Origin of the sequence: Undibacterium sp. KW1 (assembly GCF_009937955.1) — a bacterium.
GTDB lineage: Bacteria > Pseudomonadota > Gammaproteobacteria > Burkholderiales > Burkholderiaceae_D > Undibacterium.
Genome location: NZ_AP018439.1, coordinates 4,556,797 through 4,578,163, shown reverse-complemented (window position 1 = coordinate 4,578,163; position 21,367 = coordinate 4,556,797). Strand labels below are relative to the sequence as shown.

Annotated in this window: 18 protein-coding genes; 7 read left to right on the top strand and 11 right to left on the bottom strand. The window is 51.0% G+C overall.

The genetic code is table 11. The features are described 5' to 3' along the window. Positions 1–9: 9 nt before the first annotated feature. Complete coding sequence (locus UNDKW_RS20480) at positions 10–1,071, bottom strand: alginate lyase family protein (protein ID WP_162060221.1); 1,062 nt, start codon at positions 1,069–1,071, stop codon at positions 10–12. 589 nt (positions 1,072–1,660) lie between these two features. Between UNDKW_RS20480 and UNDKW_RS20475 the strand changes: the two genes are divergently transcribed. Continuing rightward, complete coding sequence (locus tag UNDKW_RS20475; RefSeq protein ID WP_232063441.1) at positions 1,661–3,379, top strand: PHB depolymerase family esterase; 1,719 nt, start codon at positions 1,661–1,663, stop codon at positions 3,377–3,379. A 181-nt stretch (positions 3,380–3,560) separates the two neighbouring features. Here the strand turns inward: UNDKW_RS20475 and UNDKW_RS20470 are convergent, their stop codons facing one another. Further along, positions 3,561–4,064 (bottom strand): DUF2314 domain-containing protein, encoded by a 504-nt coding sequence (locus UNDKW_RS20470; protein ID WP_162060219.1) that lies wholly within the window; start codon positions 4,062–4,064, stop codon positions 3,561–3,563. A 93-nt stretch (positions 4,065–4,157) separates the two neighbouring features. After that, positions 4,158–4,976 carry a hypothetical protein gene (locus tag UNDKW_RS20465; RefSeq protein WP_162060218.1) on the bottom strand — a complete coding sequence of 273 codons (819 nt, stop codon included), beginning with the start codon at positions 4,974–4,976 and terminating at the stop codon, positions 4,158–4,160. A 788-nt stretch (positions 4,977–5,764) separates the two neighbouring features. Here UNDKW_RS20465 and UNDKW_RS20460 point away from each other — a divergent pair. The 3 genes from UNDKW_RS20460 to UNDKW_RS20450 all read left to right on the top strand — a co-directional run bounded on the left by UNDKW_RS20460 (position 5,765) and on the right by UNDKW_RS20450 (position 7,692). Continuing rightward, positions 5,765–6,319, top strand: a complete 555-nt coding sequence (locus UNDKW_RS20460) for a 3'-5' exonuclease (protein ID WP_162060217.1) — start codon at positions 5,765–5,767, stop codon at positions 6,317–6,319. 180 nt (positions 6,320–6,499) lie between these two features. Then, complete coding sequence (locus UNDKW_RS20455) at positions 6,500–7,312, top strand: hypothetical protein (protein ID WP_162060216.1); 813 nt, start codon at positions 6,500–6,502, stop codon at positions 7,310–7,312. 179 nt (positions 7,313–7,491) lie between these two features. After that, positions 7,492–7,692 carry a hypothetical protein gene (locus UNDKW_RS20450; protein WP_162060215.1) on the top strand — a complete coding sequence of 67 codons (201 nt, stop codon included), beginning with the start codon at positions 7,492–7,494 and terminating at the stop codon, positions 7,690–7,692. 16 nt (positions 7,693–7,708) lie between these two features. Here UNDKW_RS20450 and UNDKW_RS20445 read toward each other — a convergent pair whose 3' ends face one another. The 7 genes from UNDKW_RS20445 to UNDKW_RS20415 form a co-directional block, all read right to left on the bottom strand. Further along, complete coding sequence (locus tag UNDKW_RS20445; protein ID WP_162060214.1) at positions 7,709–8,044, bottom strand: hypothetical protein; 336 nt, start codon at positions 8,042–8,044, stop codon at positions 7,709–7,711. A 72-nt stretch (positions 8,045–8,116) separates the two neighbouring features. Further along, positions 8,117–8,527, bottom strand: coding sequence for a hypothetical protein (locus tag UNDKW_RS20440; RefSeq protein WP_162060213.1), 411 nt, complete (start codon positions 8,525–8,527; stop codon positions 8,117–8,119). A 26-nt stretch (positions 8,528–8,553) separates the two neighbouring features. Next, positions 8,554–9,408 (bottom strand): hypothetical protein, encoded by an 855-nt coding sequence (locus UNDKW_RS30115; RefSeq protein WP_197892946.1) that lies wholly within the window; start codon positions 9,406–9,408, stop codon positions 8,554–8,556. A 36-nt stretch (positions 9,409–9,444) separates the two neighbouring features. Beyond that, positions 9,445–9,855 carry a hypothetical protein gene (locus UNDKW_RS20430; protein ID WP_162060212.1) on the bottom strand — a complete coding sequence of 137 codons (411 nt, stop codon included), beginning with the start codon at positions 9,853–9,855 and terminating at the stop codon, positions 9,445–9,447. 387 nt (positions 9,856–10,242) lie between these two features. After that, positions 10,243–10,662, bottom strand: a complete 420-nt coding sequence (locus tag UNDKW_RS20425) for a hypothetical protein (protein ID WP_162060211.1) — start codon at positions 10,660–10,662, stop codon at positions 10,243–10,245. A 360-nt stretch (positions 10,663–11,022) separates the two neighbouring features. Beyond that, complete coding sequence (locus UNDKW_RS20420; RefSeq protein ID WP_162060210.1) at positions 11,023–11,295, bottom strand: type II toxin-antitoxin system RelE/ParE family toxin; 273 nt, start codon at positions 11,293–11,295, stop codon at positions 11,023–11,025. Then, positions 11,292–11,753, bottom strand: coding sequence for a hypothetical protein (locus UNDKW_RS20415; RefSeq protein WP_162060209.1), 462 nt, complete (start codon positions 11,751–11,753; stop codon positions 11,292–11,294). Before UNDKW_RS20415 ends, UNDKW_RS20420 begins: the two co-directional genes overlap by 4 nt. A gap of 659 nt (positions 11,754–12,412) precedes the next feature. On the opposite strand from UNDKW_RS20415, the gene fusA reads away from it, so the two are divergent. Further along, positions 12,413–14,500: an elongation factor G gene (gene fusA / locus UNDKW_RS20410; protein ID WP_162060208.1), complete on the top strand. Its 2,088-nt coding sequence runs from the start codon at positions 12,413–12,415 to the stop codon at positions 14,498–14,500. Between the two features lie 657 nt (positions 14,501–15,157). Beyond that, complete coding sequence (locus tag UNDKW_RS20405) at positions 15,158–16,825, top strand: PAS domain-containing methyl-accepting chemotaxis protein (protein WP_162060207.1); 1,668 nt, start codon at positions 15,158–15,160, stop codon at positions 16,823–16,825. A 497-nt stretch (positions 16,826–17,322) separates the two neighbouring features. On the opposite strand, the gene UNDKW_RS20400 is transcribed toward UNDKW_RS20405, so the two are convergent. Next, positions 17,323–18,669 carry a S41 family peptidase gene (locus tag UNDKW_RS20400; protein WP_162060206.1) on the bottom strand — a complete coding sequence of 449 codons (1,347 nt, stop codon included), beginning with the start codon at positions 18,667–18,669 and terminating at the stop codon, positions 17,323–17,325. A 335-nt stretch (positions 18,670–19,004) separates the two neighbouring features. Here UNDKW_RS20400 and UNDKW_RS20395 point away from each other — a divergent pair, with 335 nt between their 5' ends. Further along, the gene (locus UNDKW_RS20395; RefSeq protein ID WP_162060205.1) at positions 19,005–21,335 is read left to right on the top strand and encodes a bifunctional diguanylate cyclase/phosphodiesterase; all 2,331 of its coding nucleotides are present in this window, start codon (positions 19,005–19,007) and stop codon (positions 21,333–21,335) included. Positions 21,336–21,367 lie beyond the last annotated feature (32 nt).

Here is a 21,367-nt window from a genome sequence, read left to right as displayed (position 1 = left end):
CGCTCTGCCTCAACGACCATACAACAGCACCAGTTCCATGCTGTTTGAACCCGGCTTGCCCTGCTTGATGATTTCTGCAGCGTCGTCATTCATGGTGTGGGCTTGCAGGATCAGGAAATAGGCGGTGTTATTGATGCCATTGAGCTTGCCCTGGTTGCTGGCATAGTAGGGGAATCGTTCAGGGTAACGCGTCCATTCCGCAGCGCGCTGGTAAGCCAGGGACAGTTTCTTGCCTGCGTCCGTTTGGTATAAATTTTTTCCGAGTTGCATAAAAATTTCTGCCGTGATGGTGGCGGGATGCAGGGTGTAATGGGTATAGCTGATACCGTTGATGCCTTTGTCGGGGCCGCCGCAAAAATTATTGGTGTTGCTGCGGCAAATTTCCAGCGGCATGCTGCCATCTTCTGCAACCTGGTTAGATAACAGGGTTTGCCAGCGTTGTTGTGCGCGTTCCAGTTGCTTGCTGTTGCTGGTATAGGCGGCAATACTGGCATCCATCAGCACGCCCCAATTGCCGTGGTTATTGGCCTTGTCGGCATGTGACAGTGGCAGCGCTACTTTTTGCAGCATGGCGATGAAGTCACTGTCGTCCCAGGGGCTGGCATTGCGCACCCAGCTGGCGGCGATCACAAGTTGCGGAATATTGAAATTGAGCTCAGCCGCACCCTGGTCTTTTGATACATGCGCCAGCGTCTTGCCCCAGGCATCGGCGATTTGCTGGGTGTGGCGCGCATAGACGACGTCATGACTGAGCTGGTAGCAGAGAGCCGCGCGATAGGCTACCCCGGCATCAGTGTTCAGGTATTTGCCGCTGGGGTCGTGGCTGACGCCGTCAGCCGTGTAATGGCGCGCCGGGCTGTAATCAGCCACGGCATGGGTGGGTTGCGTCAATTCTTTATCGCAGCGCTTGCGCAATGCTGCCCAGCGTGCGGGTTCCTGCCGCAAGACGGCAAAGCGTTCTGCACTGATCATCATGGGCTGCGCTGATGTGACACTGGTCTGTGCATGGCAGGGGAAGGCGAGCAAGGCCAGAATGAGACTGGATATGATACGGCCTGGATTATTTTTCATGTTGATGATAAGCGAGCTGGATATGATCGGCATGATACCGTGTCCGGGCAAGGCGAGGTGATAAAGGGCTGTTCTGCCCATATGCCTTAGCGATTGTTGTAGCAAATTGCGGGTGGGCTAATGCTCACATTGATACAAAAAAGCATGCGTTTTTTTCTCCAGCCAAATGTGCAGATTTGCACAGCCTGTTCGCCTTGTAATCGTAAAATAATGATTTACCATGATTGCTACCTGTACAGGTCTGCATCTGGTTTGGCCCGCGCTTGCCCAGATGGAATTCCAAAAAAATCAGGAGACAAAAATTTCAATTGCTTTATTTTCTGGCTCATTTTTGAGCTTGCGCGCACTTGCTTGCTGAGCTGGTGCGCACGTGCATGCGTATTGCGTTCATCACCAAAACAAGGCCAGGAATACGGACGTATGTCCACCCTGGTTGCCGGGCCTATTAGGAAATACTTTGCTGAGCTAATCTTCGCCGTATCGTCGTCGTATCAATGCAAAGCGATTGGTGTGCAAAAAACAGGGCCCGCAAACTGCTTCAAATTATATAAATAAAATATCGGAGACATCAATGAATCATATCAAGACCATGTTGCGGGCAGTCATGCTGCTCGCCTGCACATTGCTGGCCAGCCTGACAGCCCATGCAGTCACAGCCGGGCCAGGCAGCTGGAGTAGTCAGCAAACCTGGGCGGCTGACAGCGTCAATGGCGGCAACCTCACAGGTTATTTTTACTGGCCAGCAGCACAGCCAGTGCTTGCTGGCAAACGCGCATTGGTGCTGGTGCTGCACGGCTGCACCCAGACTGCCTCTGGTGACGTGATAGACAAAACCAGCGACAAGGGTTTTAACTGGAAAGCGGTGGCTGAGCAATATGGTGCCGTCATCCTCGCGCCGAATGCGACTGGCAACGTCTATAGCAATCATTGCTGGGACTATGCCAATACTACCCACACCCGCAGCGCGGCAGGGCATGATGCAATCTTGCTGGACCTGGTCAACCGCTTTGTCACCAATCCACAATATGCGATTGACCCTAACCAGGTGTATGTGACGGGCTTGTCGTCCGGCGGTGGCGAGGCCATGGTGCTGGCTTGCCTCGCACCCGATGTATTTGCCGGTGTTGGCATCAACGCCGGCCCGCCACCCGGGACGAGCACCTTGCAAATCGGTGCCGTACCCTCAGGCTATACTGCTGCCACCGCAGCCAGCAAATGCCAGGCCATGGCGGGCAGCAATGCCGCAAGTTTTGCGACGCAGATTGCCGGTGCAGTCTGGGGTACCAGTGACTATACAGTCGCGCAAGCCTATGGCCCCATGGATGTGGCAGCCATGCGCCAGGTATATGGCGGTACCTTCACCCAGGGCAGCAGCGTCAGCATCGCAACTGGCGGCACCAATATCCCCTATACCGATGCCAATGGCAAAGTACGCACGCATGAGATTACCGTCAGCGGCATGGGCCATGCATGGCCTGCTGGTAGTGGCGGCCAGAACAGCCATTATGTCAATAGCACGAAGATCAACTATCCGGTGTTTTTGATGGATTTCTGGTTCAAGAATAATCTGCGCGCATCGACCGTGCCTGCCCCTGTGATGAGCAGTTGCTCCAGCTCAGGCATCACTGCCACCAGTGCGACTATCAATGGTGCTGCTACTGCCAGCGGTAGCATCAGCAGCTACGCAGTCACTCTTAGTGGCCCCAGTGCTGTCAACGATGCAGCAGCAGGCAGCGGCAGCAGCTTTAACAAAAGCTATAACCTCGCTAGCGGTTATTACACGGGCACTGTCAATGCCACCGACAATCTTGGCCAGGTAGCGGCCAGTTGCGCTATCCCGCAATTTTTGGTGGGTACGGCACCGGTGATACAGGCACCAAGCGGCTTGAGTGCAGGCACACCCACGGCAACCAGCGTGGTGCTGAGCTGGAATGCAGTCAGCGGTGCCACTGGTTATAACCTGTATAGCAATGGCAGCAAGATCACTGCATCCCCGCTCAGTGCTACCAGTTACACCGTTACCGGCCTCACAGCCAGCACCAGCTATAGCTTTGCTGTTTCTGCCGTGGGCAGCAGCGGTGAAAGCGCATTGTCTGCTGCCACCAGCGTCACTACTGCATCAAGCTGGACGTGCAACGCGGTGACTGCCAGCAATTATGCCCATGTGCAAGCCGGGCGGGCGCATGACAGTGGCGGCTATGCACTGGCCAATGGCTCCAACCAGAACATGGGGCTGGATAACCTGTTCTACACCAAGACCCTGGCACAGACGGCGGCTGGCTATTACATCATTGGTAATTGCCCTTGAGTTGATTTTGTGTCGATTGACGTAGCAAGGCGAGAGCAAGCAGGAGCAGGCATGCCGGACGTGCGTGTCTGCTCCTGAGCCTTTACTGTGTCATAGATGTGTTGCGCTCTTGTTTGATGCAAAAAATGCGGGCGATTAGCTGATGTATCTGCTGCTCAGATATCACATCTGGTATTTGCGTTCAGGATGACCAGAATTTCCACCATGGGCGTTTGATTTCAGCCAGTGGTGCAATGGTCCTGGATTCTATGATTTGTACCCCGCCACAAAGAGGGTAAAAGCTGGTAAAGCCTTCCATCTCTGCATCTGCTGGTATATTGGGGAAAATGACTTTAATCAAGTCTGACGGCGCATCAAACATGTGCGTAAAACCGCACTTGTCACAAGGCTGGATATTCCAGGCAGATTTTTCTTGCAGGTATTTTGCAGTCAGCATGACAGGATGCTCGACGCCAGCCAGCGCAAATTGTATCTGCTGATTTTGTCGCACCGACTGTAATTGTGTTGGCGCATTCAAGACCGTGCCACTCAGCACTTCATTTTCGAGTCCGTTTATCCTGACCCAGACCAGTTCCGGGCGGCGCTCTGTCAAGCGTGGCCCGCCATCGTGCACGATGACTTGCAGGTCGTCAGGATATTCAGGATGCAGTTTGCTTTTCAGAGCAGGGTGATTGCGCCAATGCATAATAGAGTCTTTGCTTGATTTAAAAAATACCGGGGCAAGGTACATTATTTGTTTAGCAGAGTGCCATGAATTGCCAATGCAAATCCTTGCAGCTCAAAAACAATTCGTCGTTACTGTGCTGCCAAAGCGCGTGGATTTGCAGGTTGTCGGGTAAGACGGTGCCTGCTGTATGATCACGGGTTGTGGTGGTGGAGGCGGCCTGAACATTTGCTGCATTTGCATGCCCTGCAAGAAATCGACATTCCTTTGCAACTGACGGTTCTGCTCCAGTTGTGCACGTGCCTGGGCTTCTTGCATGTCCAGCATGCGGCGTGCTTCCGCCTGTCTTTGTTTTTCTGCTTCACGCTGTTGCTGGCTCTGTGCCTCGGCATAGCGTTTTTGTGCTTCGGCTTCTTGCCTTTGCTTGGCGTCGGCAAATTCCTGCGCCTGGATTTTGGCACTCAGGGTATCTATTTTTTGTTTGAATTCTATGTCCAGCTTTGCGCGCATTCTGGCTGTATCGCCATACGATGATTTACCGCTATACAGATCAGCGAAACCAGAACGCAAGTCGAGGCGGTAGCTGCTGATGATATTGTTGGCCTCTGGTGGCAAATACTTCTTGCGCGGCTCTGCCTGTATGTCTATGCATTTTTCCCATTCGGCCACAACATAGGACAAGGCTGCTTTTTCTTTGGCATTGGGTTTGCCGGTATTGGCCAGCATTTCCATAGGCACGGTATTGCTGCCAAAGGGAGAGAATTTACCGGCCAGGGATTTTGTCCTGGCATCCTCAGTGAGTTTACTCAGACAGGTGCGTGATTCTTGTATGTTTTTTTCAGACTCGGCATCAAATGCTGCCTGTTGCTGTGCTGCGATTTCCTGGCGTTGCTTGTCCAGTATGGCGACTTTATAGTTTCTGACTGAGGCCATCAAATCTGGAGACGGCGGCCTTGCAGGCCTTGATTGCGTTCTTGCGTGTGGACAGCGCCAAGTAGTGTGATGGCGACATCAAATATCGCCTAATCCAAGCCGTGATGTAGACGTAACGGGAGGTGCATTGTAATGCGCCCTACGCTTACCAATGGATGCGATGCCAGGGGTGCGAGCGACGATGTTCTCTCTGTGCCAGCTCTGTGACTCTGTGTCTCTGTGTCTCTGTGGTGAGAGGTTTCAAGCAGCAGGACGACGACATCAAACATCTCGTATTACAGCCGCAATGTCGCGCGCACTGTAATGCGTCCCAGGCGATGAATGCAGCAAACACGCAACATCCATCGCAAATAAACTTTCATTGCTTAAACAAGTATTGCTACAATCCGCCCATTGTAGCAATACCGCACATACACTTTATTAGGACTTACGCAAAACCGCCCCAGCTGCGTTGCAGCTCCTAGTCGTACTAAAGTACTGTCTTCGTCGCTACGCCTTGCTGGGACAATTTTGCGTAAGTCCTATTTATGTGATCAACACCCGCTCCAGGGAAAATTTGCCAGGTCAAAACAAGAAGCACAATAAAACCAGGCACAACATGGAATGTTCAGCGCGATGCCATACCATACTCAGACCTTAAGCAGATATTAAGCAGATCTTGCAGACTGGCTCTGTGGCGCATCATAAAAATACGATATAAAAATCTGAAACTAATTTCAGCTGACTCATCATAGCGTGCAGCCGTATGGCGTGTGCCAGTGACACTGCGCGCCTTAAAATAAAAAAACATGAAAACAAATTATTACCTCGTCATCGACTTTGAAGCCACCTGCTGCAACCAGGGCAGTGTGCCGCGTGAACAAATGGAAATCATAGAATTCGGTGCAGTCATGGTCGAAGCAACAAATTTCCAGGTGCTCAGCCAGTTCCAGAGTTTTGTCCGGCCTGTCAGGCACCCGGTGCTGACTGGCTTTTGTACAGAGCTCACATCGATACAACAACACGATGTGGATGGTGCACCCTTGTTCAAGGATGTGGCAGTTCAATTCAAAAAATGGCTGCATCAATACCAGGGCTTTGTATTTTGCTCCTGGGGCGATTATGATCGCAAGCAATTGCAGCAGGACTGCGCCTTTCATGGCGTCCCCAATCCTGTCGGTGCGCCGCACATCAACCTCAAGCCCTTGATGTCTGAACGCCTGAGTCTCAGTAAAAAGCTGGGCCTGGGCCAGGCTCTGCGCCAGGCAGGCATGCAGTTTGAAGGTACTGCCCACCGTGGCATAGACGATGCGCGCAATATCGCACGGCTGTTGCCTTTGCTGTTCGATGCCAGAGATCGTTAAGCTAGGATGATGCTAAGAAGTACAATCACAGTTTTGTGGAAGTGATTCAAAAAAATTCTGCACATCGCGCCAAATGAAATCATAGTTGGTGGATACATAAAATAAATTGATGTCGCGTCTTTTGTTTTAGAATAGGTTGCAAACCAATTTCCTTTTCTTCCGGCAAAAAAAAACAAACTCATGCGCAACTTCATCAAGGCCATTCTGCTGATGGCATTATTAAGCATCTCTGCATTATCCTCAGCAGGTTTTCTTGAAGACAAGCTGATACCCAAAGAAGAATCTGCTTTCGCAAAAGATTATCTCCAGCATGTGCATGACAATGATTTTGCCTATGTGAAGAGTAAGCTGGATCCAGAATTGCTGCCAACAGTGACTGACGATAATTTACTGCGTATCAGTGCTTATTTTCCTGGTGGTGAGATATTATCGACTGAACTGATCGGTTCACAAGTCAATATCATCAATGGCGTCTGGACCGGCAATTTCACTTTCGAATACCATACGAAGTATGGCTGGGCCGTAGGTTTTGTGGCCTTGAAACGCATCGATACGCAGTTAATCGTGACCGCCTTTAGCGTTCACAAGGCCAATGGCTCGCAAGAAGAGCTGAACCGCTTCACCTTGTCTGGCAAATCGGTATTGCACTACCTGGTATTGATTGCTACCGTCTGTATCCCGCTGTTCATAATCGTCACACTGATCGTCTGCATCAAGACCCCGATCCCCAAACGCAAATGGTTGTGGATTGTATTCATTATCCTGAGCGTAGGTGCAATTCAAATGAACTGGACATCTGGCGAATATCGCTTGAATCTGTTGCAATTCCAGCTGTTTGGTGCAGCCTTGATGACGATGAGCAAATATGCACCGTCCGTGCTAACGGCAGGTTTCCCGCTAGGGGCGATACTGTTCTGGTTCTGGCGGCCCAAATATGTGGCGGCGGCAAAGGTTTTGAAGCAGGCTGAGGAAAGTGAGACTGCCATTACTTAGTGTTTTTTCCTGAGCATGTTGATCTGTGCCGTCACTTGATATGTTGAAAGATATCTCTTGAAAATATGAAGTACCCGTTAAAAACACACAAGACAGCCGGGTTCTTTCCCGCCAATGGCTGCTGCGGTCACTGCGGCAAGTCTAACAATTGAAAATTTGCCTGCCTGACTTTCAGTGCGATGGAAAGAATTGGCAACACCGATTCTTTTGGACCAGCTGACGTGATTAAATCAGTCCATTTGTGCGACCATGGCGTGAATGCCTCTGGAAAAGGGTTGACGTTGTTCGAGAATATCGGTGATGCCTTTTTTTGTTCAACCGCCTGCCTGCGTGCTTTCTTTGACCAGGTCATTACTGACTTTGAGAATGGGGTGGAGTAAAAAGCAATACCGCCATTCAGCCATCCACCTCTGCCGGGTGTTGATACATGGGGGTGATCTCGTGATGCCCTATCGATTGCATCACTTGCCTGAGTTCCATCACGCGCCCCAGTGTTAATGGCAGCAAACCTTTGCTGAACAGCGTCAGCACCTCCAGCTCAAGCTCTTCTTCTGCTTTATTGGTGCTGTTACCCAGCATGCTGCCATGGTAAGGATACATGATACGGGCAGCGGCCACGACCTGCTCACCTTCACAGACATCAATATGGATGACAGGCGCTGGTTCATAAGCAATGCCGCTGGAAACCAGTTTTACGGGCCTCGCGCTAAGGCAATGGAGTATCTCGGCCATGCAGTTTTTTGTCTGTGTTCAATAACAGCAATGTAAAGGTATCTGACTCTGTCATCCTGTTAACAGACGCGCTTACTGTCCATTTTCACCAGTATGATGGCCAGGATGGGCAAAAAAATTATTCACACGCTGCCATCCATAAGGCGTGCTAAAACGGATAATACATACAGCACCATAGGCCAACAGAAACCCAAAGACCAGCATGTGGGTCACCATAAGAAAAACGCCATAGACAAGGGCAGCAAGGGCAAGAGCGTGCATGAATCGGTATGTTTTCTCGTTTTTTTTCCACAGCAAGACCAGCAGGAGTAATGAAACAAAAATGGAAGCAAGCGCAAAGCCAGGGTGAATTTCTAGCCTCATCAGTTGGCGTTCACTTAAATATGGCCAATGTACGCCCATGAGCTGCCCGGTGATAAGTGCCAAAGTAGTCACAATGTGAAAAGACAGAAAGATCAATGCACTGTTGCGGGTGTTTTTCATGTAGATTTTTTCTGTATGGTCAATGATCAAGGCTGAGGCTTGCTCAAGTATTTTGCGCGTTTTACAGTTGAAAATAGAAAAGACAGCCTGCCACCCGGGGATATGGAAATGTTCATTGTGCTTCTGCGTGCATCCCATTCTGTATTTATTTCCATGTCGTAGATACGGCAATTGCTGGCATCATCGACATCATAATCCATATCTAAGCCTGCCACATTTGAGAAAATGAAGAGGGCCGGCTCTTTTCCCTGATATCCAGGCAGACCTAGCAAGTTGATATTGATGTCATCTACCTCTAGCGTCAATATTTTGCCAGATGGATTTGCGCTCGCACGAAACCTGGCATCATGCAGCCCGCCAAGCGCGAGGAAAAACGCTGCGGGATCTGGTATGTCAGTGTGCATGATGAATATTTTTTGTAATTGCCTGTGAATCTGCTCATCACGGCTGAGTACAAACATGGAACCTGCACCAGCCCCCAATACATGCAAAGGCTGGAAACTCTCGACTTGTGACCAGAAAACCCGCGCTTGCTCACTTTGCTCATCAAGTACCGAAAACTCAAAGTGATTCACCGATATAGCATGCTGCGCACGAGGTGTCTCACCCTCATACACATACCATTCATCAAAACCCGGCGTCGGCAAATCGGCTATGCTTTGCACGCGCGGGCTGACAGCCAGCTTATTGTTCAGCGTCCAGCCTCTTGCCATTTCTGCCTGATCAGGCAGGTAATGGCCGCCATCACAAGCAGCAATCGCCACATGCTGCCCCATAACCAGTTCAGGGCAACTCTGGATCAGTGTTGTCAGTGAGGGATCGAAGATATCTGTCCATACGATGATGTGATAGCCGTGGCGGTAATGTGTTTTTGTCTGCATCTGGGTATTCGGGTTATTGCATGGGGTATGTCAGGTTCATTTTCCATCTTCATCAGCGCGATGGATGGGTTTTGCAAACATACCGAAGCCGTCAGGAAACGCCAGGGGAGAGCTATAACGGATCATACCGGCGGCACCAAGCATCAATGCAAAATCTATACCGATAGAAACGGCAAAGGAAATAAAAGCACCGTAGATACAGGCGCACAATGCAATGCAGTACATGAGTTTGTAAGTTTTTTCATTCTTGAGCCAGAATAAAAACAACAGGCTGGAAGAAAAAAGCAGATGTATCGCCACCAGCCCCGGGTGTGTCAGCATACGCCCAAAAGCATTATCCTTGCCAAAAGTCCAATCTACGCCCAGGAGTTGCCCGCCTTCCAGAACGAGAATGGTCGCCATATGGAGTATCAAGAAAAACTCGGCATCGTTGTAAGTTTTTTTCATGGCGATTGATTTTGAAAATTTCGCACTGCAATTGCCGGTTGCTGTTTCGTAGTTTGCTTTCAACCGTTACAGTTATCTAAAAAGATGTACATAGCTTAGCATGGCATTAAAAAATTGCATATTCAATACCTGATCACAATCATCAGGATTTCATTGCATATTGATGCGCTTTACTTATGCAGGTGTGCTTGCTACGGGTTAGGTAAATACCTGCGCGGTAGGCAATCACAGCGTTTAAGGAGACCGGGAATTTGCAAGGAGTGGGTCATAGATATAAGTTCCTGTGATCACGCTGGTAGGGTGCGCCGTGCGCACCGCGTTTGATATGACGAGAAAATAAATTTCCCCGAAAAAACGGTGCGCACGGCGCACCCTACTTGTAATTTTTTAAGGCCGCAACCATAGCTTGCGAAAATCCATCCAGCCGCAACGCGCCAGGGGCACGCCGCCGAGTTGCGGGCCATAGTCTATGCCGTGGCGGGTGTGGCGCATGGGGAGTATCCAGGCTTGTTCTACCATGCGGGCGAAGCAGGCTTCGATGAGTGCAGCGCGCTTTGTCGCGTCTTCCTCTGCGGCGATTTTTGTACTGGCTTGCGCGAGCCAGGTGCGGGCCGCTTTGTCCATCATTTGCTTGACCAGCGATTCTCCGGCCAACCAGCTATACAGGCCAAATTCCATATCATTGTCGAGCACATCTCCGGCAATCACCACGTCCGCCCAATCCCGCCAGCCGTAGGGGCCAAATTCGGGGAAGGGCAGGATATGGATGCTGACATCTGCGCCTGCCTCGCGCAACCTGGCTGCCACGCAATGGGTAAGGGCGATATGGCTGTCGAGTTCATAAGCACGTAGGTACGATTAGTGCAACGTAATCGTACGAATGGTTGGCTGCAACTCCCTATACTGCTTGATAATCTAGGGCATTTTATGTGACTCCATCATGCATGCATTTCACTCACGTTGAAATGAATAAGTAGCGGACACGGAACTTGCTTGTGACCTATAGTCATTTGCGGCACAGCATGCGTACGATTACGTTGCACTAATCGTACCTACACTGGCTGCGAGGGTAAGTCGCTTGATTGCAAAGGGACCAGAGGGCCATTTATATTTTATAGCATCAAAGTTGATGTGCTATAGCGAACCTTATTTTGACGCAGTTACCATTCAAGGCCACGCCTGCGCGCTATGCAAAACTCTAAGTATGCTGATGGTGTCGCCCTCAATTGCATACACCATGATGTAGTTGGGATGAACGACTGCTTCACGCGTTTTTTTGACACGGCCAGGTTTGTACATGCGTGGGTTGAGCAAAAACTGATCTGCCGTGTGCTCAAAGGATTCATCAAGATCAATTGCGGCTTGTGGTTTGTCTTCTGCGATGTAGTCCATGATACGCTCGCGATCTGCCAGCGCGAGTGATTTCCAGATGAGCTTCAAGCTTTGTTACCCGCGATACGCTGCTTCAATGCTGCGCGCCTGGCGGCAAATTTTTGTTTGACATCTTCGTTTGCGATACCAGGTGCAGGGTCATCCAGCGAAGCTTGCACCTGCTCGCGAAACCATTTGTCGTGAGCGGCTGCCGCATGTGCCTGGCGCATGCGTTCGGAGGTATCGGTGCGGACAGTGGCCTTATCTGCTGCATCGCTATGATTGCTGGCATCGAGCAAATCAACGCGGGTGATATGTAGTTCGGTTTTCAGGTAATCCATGCAGCGGTCAAGTGAGCGCCACACGCGCGGCTGGTCGGTTCTTTGTGCGCCCAGAGGTTTTTCTGTGACACCGAATTTCAGCATGACGCCCCAGCCACCTGGCTGCCCTATGATGGACGCACCCTGTATGGCAGAGGCATCGACCATGCGCTTGGCCATGGCAGTGTCTATGGTATTGTTGCTCATAAAACACTTTCTGCTTAATGTATTTGATGGCTTAATTATGCATTTTATCTAATAAATATGCAAATAACATTAAATAAATATGCGTAAGCATGATTTCTGGCGAGCTTTATCTGGTGCATGAGCCTTTTGCTACCCCATTTGACAATCGATAAAAACAGGATTATTCTGTAGAGATGAAAACACTGAGCATACTCTTTTTTACCTCCGCCCTCCCGGCATGTCAGACGACATCCCGGGGCCGCTGATGTGTGCCCGTTGAAACTCTGATCAGATAGCATCAGAAAAAAAACAAAGGCCCACAAGGGCCTTTTTTGTTTTCCATGTTGGAACAATTGTATAAGCTACTGCGCGGCGCGATTTTGAGTCTGCGATGCTCACCGTACTTTAGTACGGTTGCGCTTCTTTACTCAAACTAGCACCGCTCGCTACGCTTATCCAAATGTTCCAAAAGTATTGAACTTGATATCCAAAAACTCAGCACCATTTTAGTCAGCACTTTGTAGTGTACTTTGAACCAGTCACTCTCTCATTGAGGAGCCATATAACATGAAGTCAGCAGATGTAGAACGCGCGCGGGTCCACTGAAATAAGGGTGGTCGCATGGCCCCGCGGCGCTGTCACCAAGACAACCCCACGACCGCTCGCTATGAAAGATCATCATGACGAACACCACACCCCGTGCCGCTTCCAACAAGGCATCTGCTTACTCTGCGCTCAGTAATGTGCGTAACAACTGGCGCAACTTTGGCATCATCGCGCACATAGACGCTGGCAAGACTACGCTGTCTGAACGCATCCTGTTTAAAACCGGCGAAATCCACCGCACTGGCGAAGTCCATGAAGGCAATGCCACCATGGACACCATGGCACTGGAAAAAGAACGCGGCATCACCATTGGTGCAGCGGCGACCCGCTGCATCTGGAACGGTCATGAATTCACGCTGATTGATACGCCAGGCCACATCGACTTTGCGATCGAAGTTGAGCGCTCTCTGCGCGTGCTTGACGGTGCTATCACCGTTTTGTCTGGCGTGGCTGGCGTGCAGCCGCAGACTGAGACTGTCTGGCATCAGGCCGAGAAACATGGCGTGCCCATGATCATCTTCGTCAACAAGATGGACCAGACTGGTGCTGACTTTGCCCGCGTGACGGAACAGGTGCGCAAGCAACTGGGTGCGCGCCCTGTGCCGCTGGCGATACCTGTTGGTGCGGCGGATGAGTTTGGTGGCGTTATCGATGTCTTGCAACAGCGTCTGCTGCAATGGGATGCCAAGGGCAATATGACGGTGCTGGCTCTGCCCGCAGAATTGCAGGCGCAAGCGCAGGCAGCGTATGCGTATGCAGCCTCGGTTGCGGCAGAAGCGAGTGATGCATTGACGGATGCCTATCTGGCGAACGACACGCTGACTCATGCAGAAATTTTGCAAGGTTTGCGTACCCTGACGCTGGCCAGAAAAGCCACGCCCATGCTGGCCGGTTCTGCGTATAAAAACGCAGGTATAGAACCGTTGCTCGATGCCGTGATAGCCTGGCTGCCTGCACCTGATGACCGCGCTGCTCCCGTTGCGACTTTGAACGGTAACAGTGTGACCGTGGCAACTGGTGATACTGATCCTCTGGCCGCGCTGGTGTTCAAGGTCACGCATGATGAGCATGGCTCGCTGGCGTTTGTGCGTATTTACGGCGGCAGTCTGCATGAAGGTGAAACCATCTGGAATGCCAGCCTGGATAGTTCTGTGCGCATAGGCCGTTTGTATGTCGTGCATGCGGATGAACGTACCAGTACCACGCAGTCTGGCGCGGGCAGTATCATCGCCATCGCCAACCTGAAAGACGCGCTGACGGGGCAAACTTTGTCCAGCAAGGCGCAACCGTGGACACTGGAATCCATCCATGCTGGTGAGCCCGTGGTGGCACTGGCGGTTGAACCAGGCAGTGGCACTGACCGTGCAAAGATGTTGGCAGCGCTGGACAAGTTCCGTCGTGAAGATCCGTCTTTGCGTCTGGAAAACAATGTCGAAACTGGCGAGACCATTTTGTGGGGCATGGGTGAATTGCATCTGGATGTGGTGCTGGAACGTGCACGCCGCGAAGCTGCGGTAGATATACGTGTCGGTGCGCCGCATGTGGCTTACAAGGAAACCATGGGCCTGCCTATGGTCGAAGCAGAAGGCAAGCTGGACAAGCAAAACGGCGGCAAAGGCATGTATGCCCGCGTGGTCGTGCGGCTTGAGCTGCTGGATGACGGTGAGTTTGCCTTTGCCAATGTCGTCAAGGGTGGCGTGATACCAACGGCGTTTTTCCCGGCTGTTGAAAAAGGCGTACAGCAGGCCATGCAGCAAGGCCCGCTGGGGCAAAAAGTGACAGGCGTCAAAGTTACTTTGCTCGATGGTGATTTCCATGCCGTCGATAGTAATGAAATGGCCTTTATCATCGCCGCCAAGGAAGCCGTGCTGGCAGGCTTGCGCAAGGCTAAACCAGTCTTGCTCGAACCTGTGATGAAAGTGACCGTTGATGCCCCCGCCATCAACACTGGCGATGTCATCGGTGACTTGCAAAGACGCAGCGGCCGCGTTTTGGGCATCGCAGAAAACACAGGCCGTGTTGAAGTGGTGGCCGATGTGCCCCTGACCAGGCTGTTCGGTCATACGAATGACTTGCGTTCTCTGTCACAGGGCAGGGCGTTTGCCAGTTCGGTCTATGCGCGTCATGCGGCTTGTGATGTGGAAGAGGCTTCGTTTGTATGAGCCTTGTAGTTTGTAGTAGTTGCAGATGATAGGCGGGCTGTAATCCGGTTTGTCTGTTGTCTGCAAGTTAGTATGAAAAAACCAGGGCAGATGCTCTGGTTTTTTTACAACTCGCATCTGAATATTTTGCAAGTTAATGTTAAATTATCTTTTTAATATAATAATTATGATTATTATATTTGAATTGAGATTTTCATAAAATTAAAAGAATATTCATGGCGTTAATGCGTTTTTGTAGTGAAAATATTGCCGTACATCAATATTCCCGTTTTGTAATCTGCCATGATAGTGATAAGAAATATTGATTGGTTGGTTGACTGATGTTTGCGTGCTGATATTCATGTGTGCTGCATGTCGCCGTCTCTTATTGTCACTTTTAGCATCACCAGGCTGGCCTTGTGAGGACAGCTTGTGGGCTTTCTTGATTTCTGGTTACCTGCATCAAGGGTGCAAAAATCTAGCTGGATGATCATCAAGGCGGGTGGCAATTGATGTTCCTTAAGCTGGCTTTGTTCCTGGCTGGAAAAACAGCGGTCCAGGATATAAACAGTTACTTAGCCGAATACAGAGTTGAGATTTTACATTTGACTTAAATTTCTGGAGGATTTTTTTTCCTCTGCATATCCCTAGCTTGAAATTTTTTGAAAAGGACCAGCCATGCGTCTCAATCAGCCAGTCAGCGGGAAAGAAGTTGAAATCAAGGATGGACAATCCATCGTTTCTAAAACTGACCTCCAGGGCAATATCGAATATTGCAATCCCACCTTTATCGAAATTAGCGGCTTTGAAGAGCATGAGCTGATAGGTTCGCCGCATAATCTGGTGCGCCATCCCGATATGCCGGTGCAGGCCTTTGCAGATTTGTGGGGTACCATCAAAGAGGGGCGGCAGTGGGACGGCATGGTCAAGAACCGTTGCAAGAATGGTGACCATTACTGGGTGCGGGCGAATGTCACTCCTGTCATGGAAAAAGGCCAGGTGATAGGGTATATGTCCGTGCGCACCAAGCCCAGCCGTGCCGAGATTGCTGATGCGGAAAAACTCTACCAGCGCATGCGTGAAGACCAGAGCGGCAGCATGAAGCTGCATCATGGTCAGTTGGTAAAAACAGGGCTGGCCGGGCGCCTGCAGCGGGCACTGGACATGTCAGGAACGACCAGGCTGGTGCTGGGCATGCTGGCTATCTTCGCCGCCGTTGCTGCCCTGGGTGTAGCGCAATTCATGCGTTCTGATGTGCGCACTGCTGATCTCGCATTCTTGCTTCTCGCCAGCATATTGATTGCCTGGAATACTTATGCCATACACCGCGCGTATCTCCGGCCTTTGCAGCAGGCCATCATGGCTGCCCGCGCCATGGCCGGTGGTGATTTGACGACTGAAGTCCCCAAGGGGGATGGCAGTGAGATGGGGCAATTAATGCAGGCCATGCGGCAGATGAATATCAACCTGGTTGCCATCATCAGCGATGTGCGCAGCAACGTCAATTCCATCACGCGAGGCAGTCGTGAGATCGCCGATGGCAATCTTGACCTGTCAAACCGTACAGAAGCCCAGGCTTCGAATCTCGAAGAAACCGCTGCCAGCATGGAAGAATTTGCTTCCACCATCAAGCAAAATTCCGATAGTGCCGCCCAGGCCAGCCAGCAGGCAGAAGCTGCGTCGGGCATCGCCAGGCAGAGCGGCGACATGGTCAACAAGGTGGGCAATACCATGCAAGACATCAGCGAGTCGGCCAGGAGTATAGAAAACATCATCAGTCTCATTGATGGCATTGCCTTTCAGACCAATATACTCGCCCTGAATGCGGCAGTCGAAGCGGCGCGGGCAGGCGAGCAGGGACGTGGGTTTGCCGTAGTGGCCAGTGAAGTACGCAACCTGGCCCAGCGTTCTGCCAGTGCTGCCAAAGAGATCAAGCAACTCATCACGGCTTCGATGAGCAAGGTTGATACCGGCAACAAACTCGTGGCCGACACGACCAGGACGATGTCACAACTGGTCAGCGCTGTGCAAAACGTGGCCAGCATCATTCATGAAATCAGCAATGCCAGCCACGAGCAAAGCGATGGTGTGGAACAGATGAACCAGGCCATTACACAGATGGATGAGCTGACCCAGCAAAATGCCGCCATGGTAGAAGAAGCCGCCGCTTCTTCTGGCAGTCTGGCAGAAGAGAGCAAACATCTGCAACATGCTATCAGCGTATTCAAGCTCCGTGATGCAGGCCAGGCTACTGCCAGGACCAGGCCCGCCCCTGTGTTGCGTCAGTACGAAGACAAAGCCGCTCAAAAAACCGGTGTCAAGCGCTTGCGGATCGGTGCTGCGTGAGAGCCAGTTTCAAACACCATATCTGGCAAACAGCGCCTTTGCTTGCGCAATCTTGCCCCTTCCCTCGCTCATGCCGTACAGGGTGAATTTAGATGTGAATTGACGCACTGCATGTTTGCATACGCATGCAGGATTAAACGCATTGGGTTTGATGCAAGGTCTATGCTCGCCTATGCGCGGTCTGGCGCGCCAACAGGAAAATTATCAGGCACATCTGATCCGCGCTGATCAGGCACGCCAGGGTGACCTGGATGGCTGAGGAAACCTGACAGAAAAAGGGCTGGTCGCACTGCTGACCAAGTTCTAGCAGGCTTATTCAAACTGGGCGTGATCAACTCACCAACTCCCAAGGGCCCGGTTGACTGGCTGCATCTTTGTATTTGTTCCGCCATCTTTTTCTACGACTTTGGCCCGAGGCGGAAGCAAATACACAAGCGTAAATATGCAGCTGCAAGTTTAATGCGGACGCTCATTGAGAATCCATATGCCGAAAATACTCAATCCAGTTTTTGTTTAACTTGATCTTTACGATTCTCTTGAATGGATAATAATGCCGCCTGCAAAACAGGATCGTTCATTGAATTACCATAATCAGCTTTTGAAAGGCTGGGAAAAGCTACCATCCTATCAGGAACAATTCCATCTTCTGGCAGGCTTACTTCGTTTGGTGCATACAGCGTCGCTGTTGCCATCTTGATGGCGCTGCCATTACCGATCTCGACAATTTCTGTAACTTTGTTTGATCCAGACGTTTTTTCACCCATGAGTGTCACTGGTCTGTATTCGCGCAGGGCAGCTATCAAGGACTCGCTGCCGCCACCTGAGAGCTTGTCTGTCAAGATGATCAAGTGAATTTGCTTGAGCTCACTTTTTATTTCAGGAGCAAGCCTGGACACGGATTCTGTGCTCGATTCTTCGGCAGTTGTGCGATATTCGTGCTTTTCGCCGTGCTTGTCTTTGGTGATCAACACTAATTTACTCGCTGGAATAAAAGGCTCAGCCATGCCGACGATAGCAGGAAGTGCGCCGCCGGGATTGCCACGCAAGTCCAGGATCAGATTGCGCAATGGACCTTGATTTTCTTTCTCCATTCTTCTGATCACCATCAATGCCTGGGAACGCGTTTCATCAATGAACTGACTTGCTCTAAGGTAGCCAGTGTCTGCAGCTAACAAGCGCCCCCGACAACTTGTGATTTTAACTTCTTCGCGAGGAATATCAAAGCTGAGTGCTTGATCTACACCTCGTCGGGCAATCTTTAAATTGGTGTATGAAGCCGATGTGTTTCGCATGCGACTGACCAGGCTGTCCAGAGATTGTGACTTTGTCGATACTCCATCAAGAGTCAGTATCACATCTCCTGCCATGACACCTCCACGGTGTGCTGCACCAGATTCAATCGTGGAGACGACTTTTAAATACTCATCTTGAATTCCCAGTTCCAGCCCTATACCCAAAAAAACGGGCTTTTTCTTGAGGGTGGCAAGTTTTTCCGACGGGATAAATTCTGCTAATGGCAGTAGATAGCTGATTGCTGTCTTGTAGCATGAATCGCTTGCTTCTTTATCTGTGCGGGGGGCAGCAGATTCTAGTGCCAGTCTGCAAAATGTTGAAAGTGCTGTTTCGTCTACTGCCCCAAGATATTTCTTGTCGAGGACTTCAAGTAATTTGAGCCAAGCTGTTGATTTTATAATGCGCTCATGAAGCTCCTGATTTGAATCTGAAGGGCGTTTCGTCGTTGCAGTTTCAATCTGTGTCAGTTGTGTCTGACTTTGTGCCTGAACATTGCCGGAGAAGGAGAGCAACAGGGAAAGAAATAGACTGAATGGCAGGGTTTTGGTCATAGAATTGATTCGCGAAAACGGCACTGCCAAAATGCAGACATGGTGCCTGTATCGGCATACTGGCATATGAGATTTTAAAATGATAACAGATAGGTAGCACGCATTTCAGGATTCCTTTGATACTGTTATGTTTTTACTATATCTGCCAGTTGGCACATCATGGTGCATATTCTCCTGCATGCACATTATTAAGCGTGATCTCACCATAGTCTTGCTTTTCATCGTCAATTGATCAAACTTGCCTGCACCAAAAACCCGCATTCTTGCTGAATCTACTGGTATAAAAATTGCTGGTTATAAATAATCACTTTGCATATCCGGAAGTATTTCACGCCATGCATGAATCCATTTCCCTGACCCATACTTCATTCTTGCCAGAATATGTGGAACACTGCACCACGCCGGGACTGCGGGCCCTGCTTGCACAAACAGCAAGCATAGATCCGGTTGAACAGACGGCAGCTTTTGGACGCTGGTGGTATCAGGCTGACAGTGATGGAATAGTGTTTTCCGTCGTTGCGGCGAACATGCTGGGTGTGGTCTCAGGCTGGCATGCCTCGCTGGGTGGCGGCTTTACAAAAGTGCTGATGGATGACTTGTTACAACTGCACGCCGTATTGCACAATGCGGCAGCCGGACGGGTGCAGGCGGAGTATGAATTCCGTATTTTCAATGAAGGCAGCGGACTGCGATGGTTACGTTTGCAATCCCTGCCGCAAGCAACTGCATCTGGTATTTGCGAAGGTATCCTGACTGATATCACGACGGCCAAACATGCAGCCATGCGTGAACGCCTGAGTTTTGAAACGACCAGGTTGTTTGTGGGGGCGGATTCTATAGGTGCTGCCGTCACCAAGGTTATACAACTGGTGTGTGAAAACCTGGGCTGGGATTGGGGCGCCTATTGGACAGTTGAAACAGATACGCTGGGCGAGCGCCAGTTGAAGCTACAAAATTATTGGCACGGTCAGCAAGAGACGCTCAGTTTGTTCACGCAAGAAAGCCAGACCATGCAAGTGCGCCCAGGTACGGGCCTGGTAGGGCAGGTGTGGCAGCAGGGCGAGCCTCGCTGGGTCGAGAACATGAATAGCGATGAGGATTTCTTGCGTAATAAAAGCGCGGCCCTGTGCCATTTACGCTCTGGCTATATCTTTCCGGTGGCGTATATCACCGACGAAGGTGAGCGCCACTGCCCTGGCGTGCTGGAATTCTATAGTCGCCTGACGCGCCAGAGTGAAGCGCAATTACCGAGCCTGTCTGCCACCATAGGTGCACTGATCGCACAAACCGCCCAAAGGCTGGAACAGCAAGAAACCATACGCCTGCTGGCGCAAATCGATGGCCTGACCGAGCTCGCCAACCGCAGCTATTTTTACCAGATACTCGACAGCGCCTGCAAAAAAAGCGCCGCCAGTGGCACTGAGTTTGGCCTGATCTTTATTGACCTTGACCGCTTCAAACCCGTCAATGACGCCTTTGGCCATGAGGCTGGCAATGTGGTCTTGCGCGGATTTTCACAAAGAGTGCAGGCCCTGCCCATACCCGGCAAGCTGGTGGGGCGGCTAGGCGGTGATGAATTTGCGATACTCTACCAGCCTGATGGCTCTGCCACGCCTTTCAATGAACAGCTTGATAGTCTGGTCAGGCAGGTGCTGCACGCAGCGCAATTACCCTTCATCTTCAATGGTCATGAGATGACGGTGTCGGCCAGCATAGGCATCAGCATCTACCCTGACAATGGCTTGAATGGCCCCGAGCTCTTGCGTGCGGCTGACACTGCCATGTACCGTATCAAGAAAAATGGCCGTAATGACGTCAGCTATTTTTCCAGCAGCACCTCCTACAGCCTGGCAGTGCAACAGTCAGACCTGGCGCAGCGCCTGACCATGCAAACCGAGTTGCACCAGGCCATTGCCGAGCAAGCTCTGTTCCTCGAATACCAGCCCATCTTTGATGCTAACGGCCAGATCCATGCCCTGGAAGCCCTGATACGCTGGCGCCGTGCCAATGGCGACATCGTGCGGCCCGACATCTTCATCCCCATTGCAGAAGAAAGCCGCCTCATCATCCAGCTAGGCAACTGGGTCGTGCACCGCGCCTGCCACGACCTGGCGCGCCTGCACCGCTGTGGTTTTGAGAATGTGAAGGTGCATGTCAACATGGCCGCTTCAGAATTCACCTCCAGCACGCTGCCAGACGAATTGCGCGCCGTCGTCGAGAGATCAGGCATCAAACCACACCACCTCTGCCTGGAGCTGACCGAGAGCATGCTCATGCATCAGCCCGACCATGTCATCCCCATCATGAGCACGCTGCGGCGGCTGGGCTTTGGCATCAGCCTCGACGATTTTGGGATGGGCTATTCCTCACTCGCCCACTTGAAGAACCTGCCCATTTCCTCGATGAAAATAGACCGCTCCTTCATCAAGGGTCTGCCCCAGCAAAGCGAAGACCGCGCCATCGTCCGCACCATCATAGAACTGGGGCGCAACCTGCGTCTGAATGTGATTGCAGAAGGCGTAGAAACCGACACCCAACTCGCCTTCTTGCGGCAGTTCGGGGATACGCTGATACAGGGTTTTGTGCTGTCCAGACCGCAGCCTGTCGAGGAGTTGATACGGGTGTATGGGAAGTGGCTGGAATTGCCATTGTTGGGGAATGCTTAAGAGATGATGTTAAGTCACCTATTGCAGACAGC